Origin of the sequence: Caldicellulosiruptor sp. DIB 104C (assembly GCF_028198085.1) — a bacterium.
GTDB classification, from domain to species: domain Bacteria; phylum Bacillota; class Thermoanaerobacteria; order Caldicellulosiruptorales; family Caldicellulosiruptoraceae; genus Caldicellulosiruptor; species Caldicellulosiruptor saccharolyticus.
In genome coordinates this window covers 2,536,737-2,558,700 of the sequence record NZ_CP116337.1, presented here as the reverse complement: position 1 = coordinate 2,558,700, position 21,964 = coordinate 2,536,737, and the positions used below count along the sequence as shown (strand labels likewise).

The 21,964-nt window shown below is 35.4% G+C and carries 19 protein-coding genes; 8 read left to right on the top strand and 11 right to left on the bottom strand.

Annotated elements, in window-relative coordinates:
- The first annotated feature begins 80 nt into the window (after positions 1 to 80).
- The 4 genes from PGC14_RS12525 (at position 81) to PGC14_RS12510 (ending at position 1,986) form a co-directional block, all read left to right on the top strand.
- Entirely contained in the window at positions 81 to 374 is a 294-nt protein-coding gene (locus PGC14_RS12525) for a hypothetical protein (protein ID WP_011915747.1), read from the top strand.
- Complete coding sequence (locus tag PGC14_RS12520) at positions 343 to 912, top strand: hypothetical protein (protein ID WP_237738264.1); 570 nt, start codon at positions 343 to 345, stop codon at positions 910 to 912. The genes PGC14_RS12525 and PGC14_RS12520 overlap by 32 nt, the downstream gene beginning before the upstream one ends.
- 119 nt (positions 913 to 1,031) lie before the next feature.
- The gene (locus PGC14_RS12515) at positions 1,032 to 1,583 is read left to right on the top strand and encodes a hypothetical protein (protein WP_011915745.1); all 552 of its coding nucleotides are present in this window, start codon (positions 1,032 to 1,034) and stop codon (positions 1,581 to 1,583) included.
- A 169-nt stretch (positions 1,584 to 1,752) separates the two neighbouring features.
- On the top strand, positions 1,753 to 1,986 hold the full coding sequence (locus tag PGC14_RS12510) for a hypothetical protein (protein ID WP_049754821.1): 234 nt from the start codon (positions 1,753 to 1,755) through the stop codon (positions 1,984 to 1,986).
- A gap of 65 nt (positions 1,987 to 2,051) precedes the next feature.
- Here the strand turns inward: PGC14_RS12510 and PGC14_RS12505 are convergent, their stop codons facing one another.
- The 5 genes from PGC14_RS12505 to PGC14_RS12485 form a co-directional block, all read right to left on the bottom strand.
- Positions 2,052 to 3,887 (bottom strand): glycoside hydrolase family 15 protein, encoded by a 1,836-nt coding sequence (locus PGC14_RS12505; protein ID WP_271629101.1) that lies wholly within the window; start codon positions 3,885 to 3,887, stop codon positions 2,052 to 2,054.
- Positions 3,888 to 4,120: 233 nt separating this feature from the next.
- Positions 4,121 to 6,562, bottom strand: coding sequence for a glycoside hydrolase family 2 protein (locus PGC14_RS12500; RefSeq protein WP_271629100.1), 2,442 nt, complete (start codon positions 6,560 to 6,562; stop codon positions 4,121 to 4,123).
- Positions 6,563 to 6,702: 140 nt separating this feature from the next.
- On the bottom strand, positions 6,703 to 7,542 hold the full coding sequence (locus PGC14_RS12495; protein WP_083931513.1) for a carbohydrate ABC transporter permease: 840 nt from the start codon (positions 7,540 to 7,542) through the stop codon (positions 6,703 to 6,705).
- A complete protein-coding gene (locus tag PGC14_RS12490; protein ID WP_039767010.1) occupies positions 7,539 to 8,423 on the bottom strand; it encodes a carbohydrate ABC transporter permease in 885 nt (294 codons plus the stop codon). Before PGC14_RS12490 ends, PGC14_RS12495 begins: the two co-directional genes overlap by 4 nt.
- Positions 8,424 to 8,537: 114 nt before the next feature.
- Entirely contained in the window at positions 8,538 to 9,887 is a 1,350-nt protein-coding gene (locus PGC14_RS12485) for an extracellular solute-binding protein (RefSeq protein WP_271629099.1), read from the bottom strand.
- 265 nt (positions 9,888 to 10,152) lie between these two features.
- Between PGC14_RS12485 and PGC14_RS12480 the strand changes: the two genes are divergently transcribed.
- The 4 genes from PGC14_RS12480 (at position 10,153) to PGC14_RS12465 (ending at position 15,566) form a co-directional block, all read left to right on the top strand.
- A complete protein-coding gene (locus tag PGC14_RS12480; protein ID WP_271629098.1) occupies positions 10,153 to 11,886 on the top strand; it encodes a sensor histidine kinase in 1,734 nt (577 codons plus the stop codon).
- A complete protein-coding gene (locus PGC14_RS12475) occupies positions 11,883 to 13,409 on the top strand; it encodes a response regulator (protein WP_271629097.1) in 1,527 nt (508 codons plus the stop codon). The genes PGC14_RS12480 and PGC14_RS12475 overlap by 4 nt, the downstream gene beginning before the upstream one ends.
- 68 nt (positions 13,410 to 13,477) lie before the next feature.
- Complete coding sequence (gene mntA / locus PGC14_RS12470) at positions 13,478 to 13,924, top strand: type VII toxin-antitoxin system MntA family adenylyltransferase antitoxin (RefSeq protein WP_039767018.1); 447 nt, start codon at positions 13,478 to 13,480, stop codon at positions 13,922 to 13,924.
- Positions 13,925 to 13,943: 19 nt separating this feature from the next.
- A complete protein-coding gene (locus PGC14_RS12465) occupies positions 13,944 to 15,566 on the top strand; it encodes an NAD+ synthase (protein WP_271629096.1) in 1,623 nt (540 codons plus the stop codon).
- Positions 15,567 to 15,643: 77 nt separating this feature from the next.
- Here PGC14_RS12465 and PGC14_RS12460 read toward each other — a convergent pair whose 3' ends face one another.
- The 6 genes from PGC14_RS12460 to PGC14_RS12435 all read right to left on the bottom strand — a co-directional run bounded on the left by PGC14_RS12460 (position 15,644) and on the right by PGC14_RS12435 (position 21,949).
- Positions 15,644 to 16,579, bottom strand: a complete 936-nt coding sequence (locus PGC14_RS12460) for a DUF4097 family beta strand repeat-containing protein (protein ID WP_271629095.1) — start codon at positions 16,577 to 16,579, stop codon at positions 15,644 to 15,646.
- A gap of 139 nt (positions 16,580 to 16,718) precedes the next feature.
- Positions 16,719 to 17,315, bottom strand: a complete 597-nt coding sequence (locus PGC14_RS12455) for a hypothetical protein (protein WP_039767020.1) — start codon at positions 17,313 to 17,315, stop codon at positions 16,719 to 16,721.
- A complete protein-coding gene (locus PGC14_RS12450; RefSeq protein WP_039767021.1) occupies positions 17,266 to 17,667 on the bottom strand; it encodes a hypothetical protein in 402 nt (133 codons plus the stop codon). Before PGC14_RS12450 ends, PGC14_RS12455 begins: the two co-directional genes overlap by 50 nt.
- A 29-nt stretch (positions 17,668 to 17,696) precedes the next feature.
- Positions 17,697 to 18,794, bottom strand: coding sequence for a stage II sporulation protein D (gene spoIID, locus PGC14_RS12445; protein WP_039767022.1), 1,098 nt, complete (start codon positions 18,792 to 18,794; stop codon positions 17,697 to 17,699).
- Complete coding sequence (locus PGC14_RS12440) at positions 18,763 to 21,069, bottom strand: SpoIIE family protein phosphatase (RefSeq protein WP_039767024.1); 2,307 nt, start codon at positions 21,067 to 21,069, stop codon at positions 18,763 to 18,765. Before PGC14_RS12440 ends, spoIID begins: the two co-directional genes overlap by 32 nt.
- Positions 21,070 to 21,280: 211 nt before the next feature.
- Positions 21,281 to 21,949 (bottom strand): PspA/IM30 family protein, encoded by a 669-nt coding sequence (locus tag PGC14_RS12435; protein WP_011915731.1) that lies wholly within the window; start codon positions 21,947 to 21,949, stop codon positions 21,281 to 21,283.
- Between the last annotated feature and the right edge of the window lie 15 nt (positions 21,950 to 21,964).

Sequence of the window (21,964 nt, the reverse complement as noted above, 5' to 3'; positions counted from 1 at the left end):
TTTTGTAATATGCAGGTATATGTTGTAAGAAAGACTCCTATACAGGAATTGAAAGAGTTTGGAGGAAGAGTTTAAACGGTGTGAAAGAAGGTGTCAAAGAAGTAATAAACGATATAGAAAGAACAGCAATAGCTTCCGGTTTGGAAAGTAGCATTAAAGGTGGTATTATAAAGGGTTATAAACAAATCAGAAAATTTAATGCTATAATGAAAAATGGATATACTTTACGAGGAATAGAGCAAGCTGGCATGCGTGGGGCTGTGAGTGGTTTTGCAAAAGGATTAGTTAAATCACCTGGGATTGTCGGATGGATATCAATAGGTTGGTCATTTGGAGAAGGTTTTGTTAGAGGTTGGAGAGAGTATGGAAAATAAAAAAAGTTATTTTAGTTGGATTGCAGCTGGATGCATTACTTCTACACTGATTGTCTACGCCGTTAACTATTTAAAAGAATTTTCTTATTTTAAAGAAAATCCTTTAAACAGAATTATTCAATTGTCGATTGTAGTTGGAATAGCAGTCGGAGCAATAATTGATGCTAAATGTACTGAAAATTCTGACAGAATATACCTTAGAATTTTATTAAATAACTTTCTGTTATTTTTTACTTTCTTTTTTCTACCTCTAAACATTGGTCTTTTTGTTTTAAAAATAATACCAAGCATAAAAGACTTGGTAGTTTTTGTTTTATTTGAAATTATCTTTACATATTCTGTTTTGCGTTCTAATTATTTATATATTCTCAAATTTAAGAAATATAAAAATTATGGGAAAATTGTCATATTGTCTGGTCTTTTGATAGGAATTTCTGCGGGTATAATATTCCCTGAAATAGAAGGCATGTATAGATATTTACTAATGTTTGTTTTTGCTACAATATTCTTTGAAGTTCTAAATTTCATACTCAAATAATTTTTTCTGCTGTGCTACAAGTGTTTTTGCAAATGAGATAATCAAAATACCTGAATATGTAGAATATTTTACAACTGATATAGATTCCGTAAAAAGAGCTGTCTGAGGTAGAAACGAATATGGCAAATAAAACCAGACATCATTTTTTGAATTGGGCACTCAGCGGAATTATTTTTTCACTTTTAGCATTATTTTTCTTCTATCTCAATAGAAATTCACCAATTTTAAAAGGAAATGTAGCAAATAGAATTTCACAACTATTTATTGTAATTGGAGTAGCAGTTGACAGCATATTAGATTTGTCAGTAGAACAAAATTCAAATGGTTACTCAAGAAAAATTTTAATAAAACCTGTGATATTTTTTATTAGTTTCTCTTTCTTATTTGATATTGGTATATTTTTGCTCAAGATGATATCTTCACTGAAACTTTTTTTAATGTTAATAATATTTGAATTTCTGTTTACACTTTTTACCATCCGCTTTTTTCATTTAGAAAAAGTGAAATTTTATAAATATAAGAACTTTAGTAAAATAGTAGTCTTCTTTATACTTGCGACAATAATACTTTTGATTATTTTTGCTCCATCTTTAGAAGGTATTGATTTGTATATCGCAATATGTATTGTAGGTATTGCTTTCTTTGAAATACTAAACTTGCTATTAAAATAAAGCAAATTGTAAAACTAATTTTATGATTTGAAATATTTAGTAAAAGGTTGCCCTATAAATAACTTAAAGTGCGAGGTAAATGCAAATGAATCTTTATCATCCTTTAGATACATTTCAAGAAGTGAAAATTATTACAACCACCTAAAAAACAAAAAGATTAAAAGAAGAATTGAAAATAGAAAAAATAAAAATTGGTTTGGAAACGTTTAAAACTGAAGATGGATTTTTAAAACTATTACATGAAGCCCATGTTCTTTTTGGAAATGATAGGAAGTTCCTGGAAGAAGCAACATATGAGGTTGAAATAAAATTTATTGATGGTGAAATGATTGGAAAAACAACCTTTAAATATCAACCTTTAAAAAAGAGATTGGAGAAATATTTACCTTATAATCCTGTGTAATAATAAAACCAAAAGACCAGCTGTGTTTAAGAACAAACAAGCTGGTCTTTATTTTTATCATTAATTTATTCATAAAGATACAGCACATACATTGCATGAGACCATGCTAAAGGTACAACCCAGGCAGGCTTTCCTGTTATTCTGTCAACCTGCTCTGGAAAAAGTCTGTTTGGCAAACTGTGCGCTTTTGCCCACTCAAAAAGTTTTTCTGCCTTGTCTACCTGTCCTGTTTTTTTATAGTATATTGCAAGCCAGAGTGTTGTCAGTATCCACGGATTTCCTCCAATGTATCTGTCATCAGAATACCTCTTGTAGCCGCCCACAATTGTATTTTGACACTCTCTTTCGATAGCCAAAACGGTAGCTTTAAAAGTTTTATCCTCAGCATCTATCATTTCAAACGGATAGTAAACCCCCAGCATTGAAATATCAATAACCTCGTCTTGTTTTTTGAAATAATAGGTTATCTCATACTTTTCGTCCTTTTCTACATACTTGTTCTCTTCAGGAAGTTTTAAAAATTCCTCCCTTGAAATTCTGACATCTGTTGACCTTACATACCGGGAAAGTTTGGGACTGTAAAATCTTGTTGCCATCTGATTTTTTATTGCCTTTAGTTTCTTTTCAATTTCATTTTCAAGCTCAGGAAAATATTTTTTGGCTTTCTTTAGCGCAGCATAAATGCTTGCATTTGAGTAAAGATGAATTCCTTCTCTTTCTTCCCAGAGGTCAAAGCTTCTGCACACAACTCCTTTTGTACTGTCCACTGCAGCTATCAAAAACAACAGTGCTTTTTTGAGCTTATCTTTATACAAATCAATCAAATGAAGAGAATTTTGCTTCTCGCAATGTTCTAAAAAGCCCCATACAACAGAAGCAGTCTCATCAATCTGAATTCCCCAGCTTGGTGCCAAACTGCCATCTGTATAATATCTCTGGTCCCAATATCCTCCTTTTTCTTGGCAAGAAAACTTAAATTCAAAAAACTTTTCAACTTCCTCAAAAAGCCCGAGCTCATCCATTGCTGCTGTTATGAACGCAGCGTCTCTTCCCCATACAAAACCATACCCGCCACAGTGGAAAAACTTCTCGTCAACCTCTGATGCAGCTAAAATTCCACCTGTTTTGGAGTTCTGCAGTACATAAAATACATATGCACTTCTTTTCTGAAGCTGCATATCTTTTGGGTCTTGTGTGCAAACAAGCTTTACTTTTGAGAATTTCTTTTCCCAAAAGGCCTTGTTTTGCCTGTAAACTTCGTCATATCCCTTTTGCTTTAAATAAGAAAGTTTTTGATAGACTTCATCTTTTGAGTTTCCAAAAGCAAGAAAACATACAACCTTTCCTGTATTTTCAAGTTTTGCAGCAATCTGTGGATTTGTAGCTTCACTTAAGCCTTCCAGTTGATTATCGTTTGCATCATCAAGTCCGTTTTTAACTGTAAAGCTTTTTATCTTGTTCTCAAAAGCAAGACCTATATATGTCCCTTTAAAATATGCGTAGATTATTTCATTTTCCTTATCAACCTTTGCAGCATTAAAAAGGCTTGATGAATTTATCATGGGTTCTAAAAAGACATAGAAGTCTTCAAAAGCCGTTTCCCATAAACGAACCAAGCTGTCTGTTTCAAAATCAACAAAGTCAAGCTGAAAAATTGTTTTGTCTGCAATTTTATATTCAAAAAAGTACGCAAAGTCATCCACAAATCCACTTCTTATCTTGAAATTTTCATCCTCGAAAAATACAAGCCCATCCAAAAAAATGGCTGCCAAAAAGAGTTTTAGCTGCTGATAATAATCTACTGCAGGCCAATAAAACCTTTGCAATATGCCATTTGAATCAAGCTGCCCTAAAACATTTGTATTACCAATTATAGCTTCTACTACGTGCGGCTTTCTCATATGATCCCTCTTTCCCATATACAAATTGTTGCGCAAACATTTGCAGTAATCATATTATAACAAATATCTGACTTGTTGTGCATTCAGCAATTTTACTAATTTTATTTTTGCCTTTTTTGTTTCTAAAAACAAAAACCCCCTCAGGCATTGAATTATTCTCATCACACAAGCTTTAAAACCTGTCACATGCCAGAGGGGGTTACATGAGTATTCTATTGTAGATGTAACTTAGTTTACCTTATCAGCATCTCAACCAAATCACAAACCCTGCTCACCTGAGCACCGTTTAAGCGAATTTTGTACTCTTTTCCAGGCCTTGCAAAGATGAAATTGTCTTCTAAATCCCCATCAGCTTCAATTATAAGGCAAATTGCAGGAGTTTTGGGTTTTATTATAATATGGTCATCTTTTATTTCATATTCAAACTGGCAGGGTTTTAGCTCGAGGTTTATTGGCTTTTCAAATACAAAGTAGTTTTCGTACTCCTCTTTATCGACAAAAAGGCTCACAAAAACTATGCTTTCCAAAAGTCCTCTGTCTATCTTATCCCCAATTACAGCCGTTTCAATATGTTTGGGTATATATAACCACTCACCCTTCAAAATATTCAAGTTTTCTACTTTTTCAGAAAATACTTCTATTACACTATTTTTAGGAATTTCCACAGCAAGATCTTTCTCATAAAGTTTCTGACCATCAAAGTTCCAGATTGTAATACTTAGCTTGCCTTGTTTTGTCTTCAAATCATCACTTACAACATAAACTTTAAGCTTCTCATCCCCATACTCAACAACTGGCAAAAACTTTGCAAATAACCTTTTTGACTCATAGTAAAGCGCCTTTCTTCTTTTCAAATAATCAATTGATGACCATGATATAACAGGCCAGCAATCGTTTAGCTGCCAGTAAAGAGCACCGGCAGTTCTAAATTTGTTTTTACGATAATGTTCAACAGCAGTTTTAATAGCCTCTTTTTGAACAAACTGTGAAAGGTAAACAAAAGAATCAAAATCTTTTGGAAGACCAATTGAGCCTGCCATATACCTTATAAGCCTTTCCAAACCTTCTTCCTGCTTTTCGTGCATTCTCAAAGTTTTAGAGAAGATTGTCTGGTCTTTAAGAGGAATATACTTTTTCATTGTATCAAGGTGTGCTGCTGCCTGAAAACCAAACTCACTCACAAACCTTGCATTGTCGTGCTTGTAGTAAATATAGTCTTTCCAGCCAGCCCAGATATCCCATGTGTGCTTGTCACCAGCAGTGCTGCTATTTGGATGCTCCCCACCATACGGGCTTGAGATGTGGTACGGTCTTGTTGGGTCAAGCTCTGATAGAATCTGTGGCAAAACCTTCTTGTAAATTCTATTTCCCAAAAATTCTGGGTCGCCAATGTGCCACCAGTCTCTAAAACCCCAGTTGTTTTCGTTATTCCCACACCAAAGCACTATACACGGATGGTTTCTCAGTCGTTTTATCTGGTACTCTGCCTCTTTTTTGAAATTCTCAACGAAAAAGTCAAACTCATCAGGGTAGATTGCGCATGCAAACATGAAATCCTGCCATACCATTATACCGTTTTTGTCACACTCGTTGTAGAACCAATCATACTCATAAATTCCGCCGCCCCAGACCCTGAGCATGTTCATGTTCGCATCTTTTGCCATTTCAATTAACTCTTTGTAATCCTTTTCTTTCAACCTTGGCAGGATGGAATCAGCAGGTATCCAGTTTGCACCTTTTGCAAAAATCTTTTGACCGTTTATTTCAAAGATGAAGCTTTCGCCATATTCATCTTTTTCTTTTATAATTCTGACAGTCCTGAGGCCTGTTGTGACCATTTTTGTTGCTTCTTCGTTTGAGGTTTTAACAACAATCTTAAAAGTATATAAATGCGGCTCTCCATAGCCATTAGGGAACCACAGTTTTGGATTTTCTATTTCAATTCTCTCTTCAATAAAATATCCTTCTTTGGACTTGTAGACATCTGGTATAACTTTTTTAACATATTCTCTATCTGAAATTTCTATTTCAACACTACTTGGCTTTTCAAATGAATTTATCTTTGCAAAAACTTTGACCACTGCTAAATCTTCTGATAAGTGTTCTGTTTTGACAAACTCATCTGTTATCTCAAGACCGTTGTTTAGTTCCAAATATACACTCCTGAAGATGCCAATCTGAAGAATCCTCGGGCCCCAATCCCAACCATATGAATATTGAGCTTTTCTTATCCAGCTTCTATACGGATACTCATATTTTGATTGGTAAATTTTTTTAAGTCTTTCTGCTTCTTTGATTGGAGAGTAAAGAATTACTTTTAATACGTTTTTCCCTTCTTTCAAGACAGTTGACACATCAAATTCATATTTTAAAAACATGTTATCTGTTCTACCCAAGTAAAAGTGGTTTAAATAAACATCAGCGACTGTATCAATCCCTTCAAACACAAGCTTTTTGACCTGCCAGTCAAGATTTTCGATATAAAACTCTTTAACATACTCAAAGTCCTTTTCTTCAAGAGAATAAAACAAAACTTCATTTACTCCATAAAATGGGTCTGGAAGCTTGCCAAGGTTGATTAAATCAAGTTGAACACACCCTGGAACTGTGCCATCCAAGTATTCAAGGCTGCCTACTTCTCTAAATTTCCATTTTCCATCAAGGCTTATCTTCAATGTAAACTCCCCCTGTTTTTCTTTTTCAGCAACATGTTTTGTCTAAGATTATATTATAATACTTTACACATTTGCTTTATCTGCCTGTATTTTTACTCTTTATCTCATAATTTTAGAAAGTAAATAAGGGTGAAAGATTATCACCCTTTGACAGCACCAGCAACAAGCCCTTGTATAACCTTTTTGTTAAAGGCAAGATAGGTTATGATTACTGGAAGTATAGCAATTGTTATTGCTGCCATGAGTTGAGTGTATTTTACAGTATACTGAGATGAAAAGTTTGTAAGCCCCACAGGCAGCGTTTTTAGTGCATCGCTTTTTATCAAAACAAGAGCAAATGAAAACTCATTCCAAGTTGAAAGAGCGCTTAAAATTACAACTGTTGAGATTATAGGCTTGCAAATGGGAAGAATTATTCTAAACAAAGTCTGAGTCAAGGTCGCACCATCAATATAAGCTGCTTCTTCTATTTCATGCGGAATGTCTCTTATGAAGTTCTCCATCAAAAATATCGCCATTGGAAGACCCAAACCAACATAAGGAAAAATTAGCGTAATTCTTCTATCCAAAAGCCCAAAGACTTTAAACTGGACAAACAATGGCACCAGAAGCGCATGAATAGGGATTAGCATCCCTGCCAAAAACATTGTATACAGGAGTGTTCTTCCTTTAAATTGATACCTTGCAAAAAAATACCCTACGATAAAACTAAATATTACAATCAGGATAACAGAGATAACTGTTGTGAATAAGCTGTTGAAAAAGTATATATGCATTTTTGCTGTCTTTATCGCATTTACATAATTTTCAAATGTAGGATGTGCTGGCAGTGAGGCAATACTCAAAGCAAACTCTCTTTCAGTTTTAAGTGATGAGTAAATAAGCCACACAATTGGAAATATAGCTGAAAGAGAAAGTATCATAACTAATATGTTAAGAATTAGTGCCCCTATTTTGAAAGCAATCTTTTTTATATTCATTTTTCACTTCCTCCCATCAGTCTTCGCGAAAGTAGGATTATTGCAAGGCTCAAAACCAAAATCCCAACAGAAATAGTTGCTCCATATCCAAGCTTGAACATTATAAATGAGTTGTTATATGCATACTGTGCCATAACCATCGAACTTTTGCCTGGCCCACCACCTGTCATGACATATATATGGTCAAAAACTTTCATATTACCTGCAATGCAAAGCATAATCGAAACCTTTAACGTATCTGACAGAAGTGGCAGTATAACATAGATGGTTCTTTTAAATCCATCTGCACCGTCAATTTCTGCAGCCTCAAATATCTCCTTAGGAATTGATTGTAGCGAGGCCATAAGTATAACAAGATAAAAACCTATATACTGCCAAATAAGTGGTACAGAAACAGAGTATATGACAAGCTTAGGATCATCAAGCCATGGTCTGACAAGCGAGCCCAAGCCAATTGCTCTCAAAACCCAATTTAATATGCCTATCTGCTGGTTGTACATAAGCATCCAAATAAAGCCTATTACAACAGGTGAGAGTACAACAGGTAAGAATATAACTGTTCTGTGAAACTCTTTGAACTTCAAAACTCTTGTTGTCATCAACGCTGCTAAAATAAAGGCAATTCCAATCTGGCCTATTATACAAAGCAGGGTTATTATAAGATTGTTTTTAAAAGAAAACCAAAAGTCGTAGTCATGTACAAGCTGGATGTAATTGGAAAGCCCAACAAATCTCATCTTTGGCCCACCAGACCACTCGTAAAGGCTGTATCTTATCGCCAGCACAAGTGGCACTACCACAACAAATAAATACCACAAAACAGGCAGTGAAAGATAGGCAATGAATACCCTCGAGCTTGGTTTGAATAGTTGTCTTTCCATGCTGAAGTCTCCCCTTTTTAAAATTCAAATTTATGTAAAAACTATATTGGTAGACAAAAGAGGGGGAGTTTAAAAAGGCTTTCCCCCTCTTTTTTCTTTTTCAAAATTCTAAAACTACTTCGCTTCTCTCTCATACTCCTGCTGAATCTTTTGAGCAAGCTTTTCGGGTGTAAGTGTGCCTATTATCATGTCTTGAAGACCGCTGTTCATAACCTCAATCACACCAGGCGATAGCTGAACATCATATACAGGCACATATTTTATATTCTTTGCAAGCTGCTGATATTTCTTTGCAAGAGTAAAAAGCTTACTTTCATCATAATTTGTAACTTTTGTTGCAGGGAAACCACCCTTTTCAAGCATAGGCCTTGAATACGCATCGCTTGAGAGCGCTTTTAAAAGTTCCAGAGCAGCATTTTTCTTGCTCCCATCAAGGTTCGCATTTATTTGAAATGCCCAGCCAGCACCGCCTGAAACTGTGTTTGGCAATCCTTTCCCACCTGGCACAGGTGGGATTATAGCAAGCTCTGTTGCCTCCAAAACATCTTTTGGAGCCTCATTTGTCACAAGCGAAATTGCCCAGCCACCTTCAAAGAACATTGCAGCTTTTTTGTTATAGTAAAGAGTCCTCTGCTGGTTGTTGTCAAGCGAGTTGATATCGCTGTTAAACGCCTTCATTTTAACAAGCTCATCAATTGCCCTGAGCGCATTTACAAACTCTGGGTCGGTAAACTTTGCACCTTTTCTATCTCTTATAGACACAAACCAGTCTGTCCCTGTGAACCTGTCACCAAGAGTGCTCAGAATACACGACTCAACAAGCCATTTTCCCTTGTTTCCTGCAGTGATTGGAATATACCCTTTTGCTCTGAGTTTTTTGACAGCATCCTTGAACTCATTCCAATTTTTCGGAAACTCATTTATGCCTGCTTCTTTAAAAATCTGTTTGTTATAGAAAATTAGGGATGTTGGCTGAACCTGGATTGGTATTCCTAAGATTTTGTCTCCTCTTTTGAAATCGTCAAACGCACCCTCAACAAAGCTATTTTTCCATGCCATGTCACTATCAAGGGCATCATTTAAAGGTGCAATCTGATTGTTGTTGTAAAATGGGTCAACCATTGAACCTTTTATAACAAACACATCTGGAAGTTCCCCACCGGCAGCAAGTGTTTTTATCTTCGTCTCATAAGTGTCATGCGACAAAGCTTCCTGTTTTAATGTCACATTCGGATGCGATTTTTTATACTCATTTAGTGCATTGTAAAAACCAGTGCTTATTGCACTGCCATCGTTTGTAAACATGTGAGTAAACGTTAAAGTAATTTTTTCTTCAATGTTTTTGTTCTGACTGCTCTGCTGCGGCTGTTGAGCTGTTTTTCTCTTGCAGGCAGCAAGCGAAAACACAAGTCCAAAAACTATCAAAAAAGCTAAAACTCTTTTAATAAATTTTACTTTTTTCATATATTTTGCCTCCCTCTCATTTTTTTATTTCATTATCTACTGTCAATTATATAAATTTGATCATGCAATCTGTAGGTAATAATCTTATTAAAACTTCTATTATTTTAACACATTTGCTGTTTCATTATTCGTTTAAGATTTTCTCCAAACAAATATTCGAAGATTATAAATTTTTATCTTTTTGGAATCTTTCGCCCTTGTTATTTAGGCTTTTTCTGTGTTATTTTAATCTTAAAAATTTTTATTTTAGAAAGGAATCGGTAAAGTGAAAAAGATATCAGGTAGTCTCCAGTTCAAAATTATGGTATGTGCAATTTTTCTGATCATTCTTTCAAGCTTCCCGATTGGAATAGCCTCATACATAAAATCTGTCAAAATAGTGGAAAGCAAATTTGCATTTTCGCATCTTCATACTGTAAAACAGATTGCAAGCTCTCTTGAGCTTATTACAAATGATATAAAAGAAGCTTCGCTTTACTTTATTCAAAGCGGTGATTTGAGACAGCTTTTGAAATCTGACTTTAAAACTGACCTGTATGAACTTGAAAAGGCAAGGGTACATGTAAACGACTTTTTAACATACCTTGTTGGTGAAAAACCATATATCCATTCCATCTACATAATGGGTAAAAATAATACTATATTTGATACATATGGAATAAAAGATCAAACTTTGAATCTTTCAAATATCGATGTCCAGAGCTACGAATGGTATCCTAATGTTATAACAAGCAGGGCAGGAATATTAACCTATGTAATTTCCCTTGTTCGCCCTATAAGAGATATTAACAACTTCAAAAACCTAATCGGATATTTAGAGATAAACATTGATGAAAAAAGCTTGTTTGAAGAGGTAATACACTTGAGTTCAAATTTTTCTGAAAACTTTGTTATCTGTAACCAGAATTATTTTATTCTCAGCTCAACAGACAAGACTTTAATCGGAAAGAACCTTGCCAAGATGATTTCTATAAACCCCATGGAAAATGTTGAGCAAGGCTTTTTTTACACAAAACTTTCCAGCAAGACATTCCTTGTTACATACTCTACTATTAAGCCTCTCGGGTGGAAGGTTGTAAGTTTTGTAGAAAAGGAAGGTCTTGTTGCTGAAAACAGAGCTATACAAAGTTATATTTTTATTACTATCCTTCTTGCCCTTTTTGCTGCATCTATTTTTCTTGTTTTCTTCCAAAATCGTATTCTCTTTCCCCTCAAGCAGCTGAGAATCCTTATTGATCACATTTCAAACCAGAACTTTGATGTATACATGCAGCCAAAAGGAAATGATGAAGTGTCAAAGCTAATTCAAGCATTCAATAGCATGTCTGCAAAACTTAATGAACTTATGAACCAGATTTACCTCGCAACAATAAAGCAAAAAGAGGCAGAGTTAAAAGCCCTGCAAGAAAGAATCAATCCTCATTTTCTTTACAACACACTTGATACAATATATTGGACAGCCCGGCTTGAAGGTGCAAAAAAAGCATGCATCCTCGTTGAGGCACTCTCAAAACTTTTCAGGTCCATATTGGCAAACAAAAGCAACATCATAACTGTAAAAGAAGAGATAGAACATCTTAGCAGTTACATCCTAATACAAAAGGTTAGGTACCAAGACTTGATAGAATTTTCGTTAAACGTTCAAAGTCAAGCTCTATGCTATAAAACAGTAAAGCTTGTTTTGCAGCCAATTGTAGAAAATGCAATTTATCATGGTATAGAAAAAAGCGGGAAGAAGGGAAAAATAAGCATTGAAGTGTTTACAAAAGATGAGAAGCTATATTTTATCGTGTCTGACACAGGAGCTGGTGCTCCAAAAGAGGTATTTGAAAATGCTCTGAAGAATGATACAAATGGCAAAATAGGACTTAAAAATGTCAATGACAGAATAAAACTTGCGTTTGGAAATGAATATGGTTTAGAAATAAAAAGCACACCAGGGTTTGGAACAAAGGTGACTGTTGTACAACCAGCTTTAAAAGAAGGTGATTTGAAATGATTAAAATGGTTGTTGCTGATGATGAAAGGGTAATCAGAAAAGGAATAATATCTTCAATTGACTGGACCTCGTACGGAATTGAAATAGTAGGAGAAGCATCAAATGGCCATGAAGCAGCACAGCTTTGCTTTTCAAAACAGCCAGACATTGTTCTTTTGGACATTAGAATGCCCATTTTGGACGGACTTGAAGCTGCAAAGATTATAAAGCAGAGCCTGCCGAACATAAAGATTGTGTTTCTCACAGGCTATGGCGATGTAGAATACTTAAAGACTGCCCTAAAACTTCGTGCATCTGATTATCTTCTTAAGCCTGTGAGCGCAGATGAGCTGGTCAAGACAGTTGTTGGGTTAAAGGAATCTATAATTGAGGAGCAGAAAAAGTCTTTTGAGACTATGCTTTATAAAAACATTGTGGAAGAGAACATATACGTTTTAAGGTCTTCGTTTTTAAAAAGTCTGTTTGCAAACCCTGAAATAGTACTTGACCCTGTGAAAGAAAGTCTTTTGAAAATCTCCTTAGAAGGCCCTTACTTTCAGGTGATTTTGGTTGTTGTTGAAGATATTTTTATGTTAATGGAATCTTCTGTGAACAAGAACAAAGAGTTTGTGCTAAATCTACTTGCAAACCTAATTGAAGAAGATATCTATGAAAAATATCGTGGATTTGTATTTTACGGTAGCTTTGGTGACAACACCTTGATTTTGATAGTAAACTTGAGTGAGCCAAAAGAAGTAGATGAAAAGCTTTTAAATCAAATAAAATCCAATGCAAAGAAGTATCTTAATGTTAAGATTTCATTTTCAAAAGGAATTGTTGTATCAAGCAAAAAACAGCTGCATTTATCTTTAAAAAGTGCAACTAATAGTAAGTTTTTGCCATCTCAGCTGACTGAAGACGAAGTCGAACTTTTAAATGCTTTTATGGCTCTTGATAAGGAAAAGACAGCTTTGCTGGTAAATAAGATTTTTGAAAAACTGGAAGATCAAGATGATAAAAGCTCTTTAGAAAACACTTATAAGAAGCTTTCTGACCTTATTTTGACAAAGGCAAAAGAAATTTGCCCTGTTTTAAAAGATGAGTTTGTCAAAAGCGCAGCCTTTTCTTTTAATAAACAAGAAAGTGAAAATATGAAAAAGAGCCTAATAGACTTTGCCCTCTCTTGTATTGACAAGATTCAGAATGTAAAAGAAAGCAGGCACAGAAAAATTATAAAAGATGCCATAAGTTACATTGAGAAAAACTATGCAAACCAAATATTACTTTCTGATATTGCTGAGGTATGCGGAATTTCTCCAAACTATTTTTGTAAAATATTCAAAGAAGAAACTGGAAAAAGTTTTGTGGACTTTTTGAATGAACTCAGGATAAACAAAGCAAAAGAGCTTCTTCTTTCTACAAATCTAAAATCTTATGAGGTTGCCGAAAAGGTTGGATTTAGCGACTATAAATATTTTTCGATGATATTCAAAAAATACACAGGAACGTCTCCAAGTAAGTTCAAAGAGGAAAGACAAAAATAAAAGCGTTTTCCCCTTTTTTGTGATATAATTTTGTGAAAGAGTTTGAAAAAATCTGTGTGGATAGTGTTATGGAACAAGAAAAAGTTATAGACCTAGCAAGAGAGTTTGTTGAGAGAATAAACAAAGAATGTGCAATAAAGTTTGCATATTTGTTTGGTTCATTTGCAAAAGGGACATTTAACAATATGAGCGATGTTGACATCGCAGTTATGTTTGAAGAAGATATTCCTGCGATTGACGAAGCAATCTTAAGAGGTCTTTTGATAGAAGAGGGAAAAGCTGTGTTTAAAAGAGATGTTGATATTGTCAATCTGAAAAATGCCAATATTTTTTTAAAGTACAGCATAATCAAGGATGGGATAATTCTAAAAGACCATGAAGAAAGAAGCTTATTCGAAGCAAGTGTGCTCAGAGAATACCTTGATTTTAGCTATTATTCTGAAATATACAATCAAAAGATTCTTGAAAGCATAAAAAATAAAGAATTTTTTAAAAAAGACCAGAAGGATATTTAGCACAAAGAAGGTGGAAAATATGAAGGTTTTACTTTGCCAGATAAATCCCATTGTTGGGGATATTGAAGGCAATACAAAAAAGATAATAAGAATTATAAAATCGCACAGAGACGCAAAAATTCTTATATTTCCGGAACTTGCAATCTGCGGATATCCTCCAAAAGACCTCTTGTTTCAAAAAGACTTTATAGAGGCTGTTGATAAGGCAGTAGAAAAAATTGCAAAAGAAGTGGAAGACAGTTTTGTTGTTGTCGGTAGCCCAACAAAGAGTCATCATGTTTCGAAACTTTTCAATAGCGCTATTATCTTCCATCAAGGCAGGATTGAAAAGATTATACACAAAACTCTTTTGCCCTCTTATGATGTATTTGATGAAAACAGGTACTTTATCCCAAGCCCTGCAAGAGAGGTTGTGACTATTGAGGGGATAAACTTCGGTATAAGCATATGTGAGGATATTTGGAATATAAACAACGATGAAAATGCAATGTACGACATAAATGTACTTGATGAGCTTTGTCAAAAGGGTGCAAAGGTGTTTATAAACCTTTCAGCATCACCATATCATTATACGAAACTTGAAACTCAGAGGCTAAAAGTTTTGAAAGAGGCTGCAACAAAGTATGGCACTGCAGTTATATATGTGAATCAGGTTGGTGGGAATGATGAGCTGATATTTGACGGAAACAGTGTAGTGGTCAGCTCAGACGGCAGGCTGGTAGCAAAAGCAAAAGAGTTTGAAGAAGACATATTGGAAATTGAACTTGAAAAGATTGATAAAATGCCTGAAATTGAAATACATGAAGACATCTCGTGGATTAAAAAAGCACTGGTGCTTGGAATAAGAGATTACTTTGAAAAGACAGGAATAACCAAAAAGGCAGTAGTAGGTCTTTCTGGAGGAATTGACTCGTCAGTTGTTTGCTGTTTGGCAGTTGAAGCGCTTGGGCCTGAAAATGTGCTTGGTGTTGCCATGCCATCGCGATATTCTTCAGAGCACAGTATAAAAGACGCAAAAAGCTTAGCTGAAAACCTTGGAATTGAGTTTAGAATATATCCAATTGAAGATGTTTTCAAAGCATACTTGAGGATGTTCAACACAAGTGAAATGCCCTTGCAAGACCTTGCAGAAGAGAACATACAAGCGCGAATTCGCGGAAATATCCTCATGTTTATATCAAATAGGGAAAACAGGTTAGTACTCACAACTGGTAACAAGTCAGAGCTTGCAGTTGGATACTGCACGCTTTATGGTGATATGGCAGGCGGGCTTGCAGTTATATCAGATTTGCCAAAAATGCTTGTGTATGAGCTTGCAAGGTATATAAACAGGGAAAGAGAAATAATACCTCACAACGTTTTAGTAAAACCACCATCTGCAGAGCTCAGGCCCAACCAAAAAGATCAAGACAGTCTTCCACCGTATGAAATCTTAGACCCTATTTTGGTTGCATATATTGAGGAGTTAAAAAGTGTGGATGAAATAGTCCAGATGGGCTATCCAAAGGAACTTGTTTTAAAGATTATCAAAATGGTAGAAAGAGCAGAGTATAAGCGAAAACAGGCAGCACCAGGCTTGAAAGTGACATCAAAAGCATTTGGTTTTGGCAGGCGCATGCCAATTGTTCAAAGGTGGGTGTAAATAAAAGCCAAAGGGGCCTTCAATCTTCACCTTAAATTTTTAAAAAAAGTTTGGACGGCCCCTTGGATTTTTTATTCTCAATAGTTCTTTGCAATCTTAACCGTTCCATTAAGGTTGACAATCTCAATCAAATTTTTGCCAGAATCAAGGTCTATATAGTAATGCTTACCTGTTTTTATCATATTAAAATTGGATTGGACCTTACCATTTGCATTGACTTTAATGCGAGCTCTTATATTTTTACCAACAAGGAAGGTTACATTTCCCTCACCCAAGCTGACAAACGACGAAAGACCAAAGCCATCAAGCTCATCAATCTTGGCATTTATGTTTCCTTTTGTGCCTATCACCTTAAAAACGCCCGCCTTCTCAACCTTAAGATGGATATTCCCATTTCCGTTGTTTATTGAAAAATCACCATTTACATAGTCAAGCCTTATATTTCCTTCGCCGTTTTTTACTTCTATTGAGGCCTTTGCATCTGTAATTGTGATATTGCCTTTGCCGTTTACTATGTATATTGAACCATTTTGTATATCTGAGATGCTAACATTACCGTTGCTGTTTTGGACAAGCACCTTGCACTTTTCAGGAAGGAAAACCTCAAACTCAAACTCTTTCTTAGGATTTGAGAGTGTATTTGCTAAAATGGCTTCACCACTGTAAGCTCTTGCTTTTATATATAGTCTGTCAAGCGTATTCTCAATCTTTATTTCCATGTCATCAAAGGTCTTTTCAATTTCTGACTTTGTAAGCAATTTAGATGAAGAAGTTTTATCATCAACATTCCAAAATATCTTTTTGACATATCGAACTGTGGCGCTTTTTAACTCTTTTTTCCCTCTTATAATTACGTTTGAATTGTCACAGTCAAGAAAAAATGCCTTGCCTTTGAAATTGAAAATCTCCCACCTTCCTTCTTTTGAATACTCTTTGACATTAGGCTCAGAGCGTTTGCAGCCACTCAGAAGTGTCAAAATCAAGACAAATACCAGGAAAATCCTGGGTTTCATGCAAAAGTCCCCCTTGAGTTTGCGAAAAGAAACAAAGGTATAGACTTTATATAAAAATTGTATAACAAATAATATAAAATGTATACTGCCCCCTGTACAACTTTGTTAGATTTATCTAAGCTCTCAAGGGGTTTTGTTGTCAAATCTCAACAGTCCAAGCATACCTATCTTCCTGGATGAATATATAAAGTTTGCTATCACCTTTTTCAACAACCTTTTTTGTTATTTCACGATTACTACTGCTTAGCTGATCGAAATAGTTAAGTACAATATACTTTGCTATATTTGGATTTTGTGTAATTCTTTCAATTAAGCAGCTGATGTATATCTGGTCGTTCTTTGACAAAATCCTATCACTTAATTCTTTTATCTCTGAGATGTCCAGCACATCCTCTTTTTTGATCGATGACAAAATCAAAACCTCTGGTATTCTATACTCTCCAAACCTATACCTTTTAAAATTTACAATAGAGTTCACATACATCTTGTTAAGCTCCTCGTTTTTTGTAAGCTGGAATGCTGTCCAAAGGTCGTAATTTGCTATATATGAACTTTCTGTGTCTACTCTCACAGCAACAAAGTCTCCAAAAATTGGCTCAGGACTTAAAAACCCCGAAATACACTTTACATTAATTCCCCAAAGGCCAATCTTTTTATTGTAGTCATTTTCTATACTAAGTCCATTTTCAACTATCATCTTTTTCTTCCCTGGTTCTACCTGAACAAAGGCAATCATTTTTAAACCCCTCCACAATCTTTTGTACTTCATATGCCACCTCTTTTAGTTTAAATGGCTGTTTTTTTAGCTTTTCACAAAACCTTTCAAGCTGCAAAAGGCTACCAAACACAAGACAGTCAGAACTCTCAACCGAATGGTCAATACACCCCTTGTTTACAACAGCGTCCGAGCCAATGGAGAGCATTGTCTGCTTGATAATATTTGCCTGTGTTGGTGTGAGGTTTTCTATGTATATGTGAAGATATATCATTTTTCTCAGAAGGTATTCTTTTGCGTACTTGTCTGGACCTATCTTTTCAATATACTCTTTTAACGTTCTGACATCATTGCTAATTAAATAACACCTCAATTTTTATCCTGCTCCTTTTTTCAAAGATTTTATACTTTTAATTTTACCCTACAAATCTTCACATTTTTATAGTAATAAAAGAGAATTTCTTTATAATTTTTCCCCTGCCTTGCAAGGTAGTTTGCACCCCACTGGCTCATACCCAAACCATGCCCATATCCTTTTGTTTTTATTTCAATACCCCTTTGCTGAGGGTATATCCAAAATTCTGTTGAATAAAGCCCAAAGATTGACCTGAACTCATTTCCGTTCATGGTGACATTCCCTACTTTTATTGTCTTTACCCTTTGTGTGTTTGTTCTTTGTAAAACCTTAACCTGGGAAGAAATCTTTCTTGTGTCAAACTTTAAGTTTGGATAAAAATTCTTGATCCTTTTTACAAACTCATCATAAGGAAAATAAAACTCGCCACTGAATTTTGGACATGCCTCTTCACCACGGCTAACAACGCTTTGCAGGTACGGAACGCTCTGCCCAAACACCTCTTTGGCATCTTCTGTTCTGCCACCTGAGGCTGCGTGAAAAAGACTGTCTATAATCTCCCCGTTGTATGCCAAAACCTCGCCTTTTGTTGCCATCACAGCCAAGTATATTTTTTTGTAGTACTTGTCAAAGTTCTTGCCCCACCTTTGTTTCATCTGGTTTATATCGATATATGCCTGGCAGTGAGAATAGTCATCGCAAAGATACACCTTTTGCTTTTCGTATCCTTTATGCAGAATCTTTTTTGAAATCTTTCGTGCTGCATATGTGCGGCAAGCAACTGCCTGCGCTTTCAGTGCCTCGGTTGCGAACTCTGCTGGCATCTCAGCTGCAACAGCTCCAATCACATACTCTTCTAAAGACATTCTCTCAACCTTTTTTGTGCTTTTTCTGAGTACATTTACATAAATCTGCTTCTTTGAACTGTCACCTTTTTTGTTTTCAAAACTCCTTGACACAACCTTGCTGCCCCTATTTTTTGTAGCTGGAACTGGAAGCTGACTTTTTCCAACATTTTGTTTTCCATAGTTTGTCCAGTTTGATAGAATGCTTGCAAAGAGAAAAACTACCACAGTAGCTCCCATGAGAAACCTGTCTACAACAAAAACTTTCTTAACTTGCCTTTTCATCACCTTTTTTTTCACTTACACCCCCAACTTTTAAAACAATTAATGTCACATCGTCTTTGATACCATAAGAGTTTGAAATTGCCCATTCAAAGATTTGTTTAGTTGCGCTCTGGGTTGACAAAAACTCATGTGAAGAAAGATAGTCAAGAAGCGCTTTTTGACCATCCTCGCCTAACAGCTCTAAAAGCCCATCTGAACACATAAATATCATGTCACCTTTTTCAAGTTTGTGATTTATATACTCAAACTGAGTCTCTGTTTCAATCCCAACAGGCAATGAGTTTGAAGAAATTTCAAAAACCCTGTTTGCGCGTTTGAGATACGTTGGCATTGCACCTGCTTTTAAAAACTCACAGGAAAGATTGAACCTGTCTATGCAGACAATATCAACAGATGCGAACCCTTCAGTGTTTTTGATTGCAAGCAATGAGTTTATAAACTTTAATGCAATTTTCCTGTCAAACCCTAAGCTTGTGAACTTTTTGAGTGCGTCTATTACAATAAAACTGTTATCTGCGGCAGCCTTGCCTGTTCCCATACCATCTGAGATACAGGCTAAAAACTTCCCGTCTTTTAGCTGCAAAAAGCACACTCTATCGCCATTTACATTCTCTTTGCTTTTTGAAAAGATGGCATAGTCAATTATCACATTTGGTTTTTTTATGATAGATATAGTATAACCGCCAGTTTGCTTTGGCACCTCTGAGATTATTTCAATATCGCATTTAACAATCTCCTTTACAATTTCTTCTATTTCTTTTTTTCGCGGCGGTTTGAAGCCTTCTTTAAGCTCAATCTCAACTTGAAAATAATCATCAGCTAACGTAAAATCTACCTTTTCGACTTCATATCCAAACCTGCAAAGTTCAAGTTCTATCTCTTTAGCAGTTCCCCTGTCCTGTTTTAGGTCTTTTTCCACCATCTTTGCAGCATCAGCCACAATGTCTTTTATAAGCTCTATCTGGTTTTTAAACGCACTCTCCTTTTGAACCCCATCGTTTCTCACAAGTTTTGAGTATTTTAAAGACTCCAAAAATCCATTTACAACAACCACAAACTCTTTTGATTTAAAACATGTAAATTTAAAAACTTTGAGGTCGCTTTCGTCAAGCTTTCCCTTCTTCAATATTATATTTTTCATCTCATTTAAGTTATGATTGGTTTGAGTATAATAGTACTGCCAGCATGTTTGAAGATTTGAACAGCCGCTGCAAAGTTTGTGACATGTTTGTTCAATAATGTTCTTTGCTTCATCTTTGCTTATTATAGGTATCACCTTTTGATAAGAGGTGTCTCCAAAGTTTTCAAGTAAAGAGGCAATACCAAAAATTTTTTCCTTAATCATCTTTTGAATCTCCTCCCCTTCATTATTGTCATTAATTAGAATCTTTTCAAGCGGAAATATGCAAAACAGAGCTGAGGCAATCAAAATTTCTCTTAACTTAACAGTTGGGTTTGAGGATATGTAAAATACTGATATTACATATCCACAAAAACCGCCTAAGACTATTCCTATCTTGCCAAAACCTTTCATAACCCCGGCAAGAAGGGCTGCAAACGCAAAGATACATGACATCTCTATGCTGCTTCCCTCTTTAATGCTGTCAAGAAGACCAACCACAAACCCCATTGTAGTTGACATTATCATGCCATGGCCAAAAGAGATTATAAAAAGCAGAATGAAAAATAAAATTTTCTTTACATCCACAACAGAGTCAAATGTACTGCTAAGCCCTAAAAAGCTCAGAGCCAGAACTCCTATGGTAATAGCCGCCTGCTCGCTTGAAAACTGTTTTTTTGAACCAATAGTATCAAAAAACCTTTCAAACAAAAGTACAAAGCAGTAGCAAAAAAGTGATTCTAAAAGAAGATACAAAACTTCTACTGGCACTCCTTTGAATATACTAATTGAAAGTACTCCACCAACAAATACACTCCCTGCTGCAATTACAGCTCTTATGTAGACATTAAATTCAAAAAAATGATTGACAGTAGTAACTACCAGGATTGAAACTACATATTTTAGTATTGAGGACATGCTTAAAGCTGAGATTATCCCAAAGATTGAAAACAATGCTGCTAAATAGTAGATGTAGTCTTTTTTCTTGAAGCTACTGAGATAAGAAGTTGAAAAAAAGCTTGTTGAAAAAAGGTCACACCTTCCAAGCAGAAAGGCCAAAATCAAAAGAAAATACTCTTCTGCATTGAAAAAAAATAGGCTTCTTGAACCTTCTGACTGTCCCTTCTTTAAGCTTTGTCTTTTAAACTCCAAAACTTCTATCTTGTCCAAAGCAAATCAATCTCCTCTCTTTTAAATCTTTTGTGTAACATAAAATCTACACTATAAACTGTGGCACTTTGTGTTGTAATCGGAAGGTTTACTAAAACTTTTTTCCGACAAAATCCAAAAAGAAGCCCAAAAATAAAAAAAGGTACGGGATTTTTACTCTCCCGCACCTTTAAAAAAGCCCAAAAAGCTCTCTACAATTCAGTTTTTGCGTTTATTTCCCCATCTTCTCTTTTAGTTTTTGAAGCTCATCTAAAATATCTGCATCACTATTTTCAAGCTCCTTAAATTTATCTTCTAATGTCTTTGTGCTATTTAGAAGCTCTTCTTGAGCCTGTGCCCTTGCTTCTTTCTGCTCTATCTTCTGAGCGTACTTTTCAAACGACTCAAACGCAGATGTATCTGTTAATTTGCTCATTGTGTGGGTAATGGTAATCTGAGCATCTGCCCTTTTTGACTTTGCAATCAGCAAATCTCTTCTTCTCTTTGCTTCTTCAATCTTGTCTTCTAACATCTTAAGACCACTTTTGAGTTTCTCAACCGCCTCATGCTGAGCTTCATACTGTTTCTGGTACTCCTGAGCAAGTCTTTCATGCTCTCTTTTTCTCTTGAGAGCCTCAACAGCAAGCTCATCCTCGCCTTTCGAAACTGCAAGCTCAGCCTTCTTTTGCCAATCCTCGGCTGCCTTCCTGTTTTCCTCAACCTTCTTTTCCAAAAGCTTTTCATCTGCCAAGGCATTTGCAACCTCAGCCCTTGCTTTTTGAAGCTGGTCTTCCATGTCCTCAATGAGCTGATTGAGCATCTTTTCAGGGTCGGCAGCCTTTTCAATCAAATCGTTGATGTTTGCCTTAAGTAACTGAGCAATCTTTTGAAAAACACCCATTTCAAGTTACCCCCT

Excerpts from the sequence above, each read along its gene's own strand:
- PGC14_RS12435 (WP_011915731.1), bottom strand. The coding sequence starts at position 21,949 with ATGGGTGTTTTTCAAAAGATTGCTCAGTTACTTAAGGCAAACATCAAC.
- PGC14_RS12505 (WP_271629101.1), bottom strand. The coding sequence starts at position 3,887 with ATGAGAAAGCCGCACGTAGTAGAAGCTATAATTGGTAATACAAATGTT.
- PGC14_RS12465 (WP_271629096.1), top strand. The coding sequence starts at position 13,944 with ATGAAGGTTTTACTTTGCCAGATAAATCCCATTGTTGGGGATATTGAA.
- PGC14_RS12460 (WP_271629095.1), bottom strand. The coding sequence starts at position 16,579 with ATGAAACCCAGGATTTTCCTGGTATTTGTCTTGATTTTGACACTTCTG.
- PGC14_RS12455 (WP_039767020.1), bottom strand. The coding sequence starts at position 17,315 with ATGATTGCCTTTGTTCAGGTAGAACCAGGGAAGAAAAAGATGATAGTT.
- PGC14_RS12490 (WP_039767010.1), bottom strand. The coding sequence starts at position 8,423 with ATGGAAAGACAACTATTCAAACCAAGCTCGAGGGTATTCATTGCCTAT.
- PGC14_RS12495 (WP_083931513.1), bottom strand. The coding sequence starts at position 7,542 with ATGAATATAAAAAAGATTGCTTTCAAAATAGGGGCACTAATTCTTAAC.
- mntA (WP_039767018.1), top strand. The coding sequence starts at position 13,478 with ATGGAACAAGAAAAAGTTATAGACCTAGCAAGAGAGTTTGTTGAGAGA.
- PGC14_RS12485 (WP_271629099.1), bottom strand. The coding sequence starts at position 9,887 with ATGAAAAAAGTAAAATTTATTAAAAGAGTTTTAGCTTTTTTGATAGTT.
- PGC14_RS12475 (WP_271629097.1), top strand. The coding sequence starts at position 11,883 with ATGATTAAAATGGTTGTTGCTGATGATGAAAGGGTAATCAGAAAAGGA.
- PGC14_RS12515 (WP_011915745.1), top strand. The coding sequence starts at position 1,032 with ATGGCAAATAAAACCAGACATCATTTTTTGAATTGGGCACTCAGCGGA.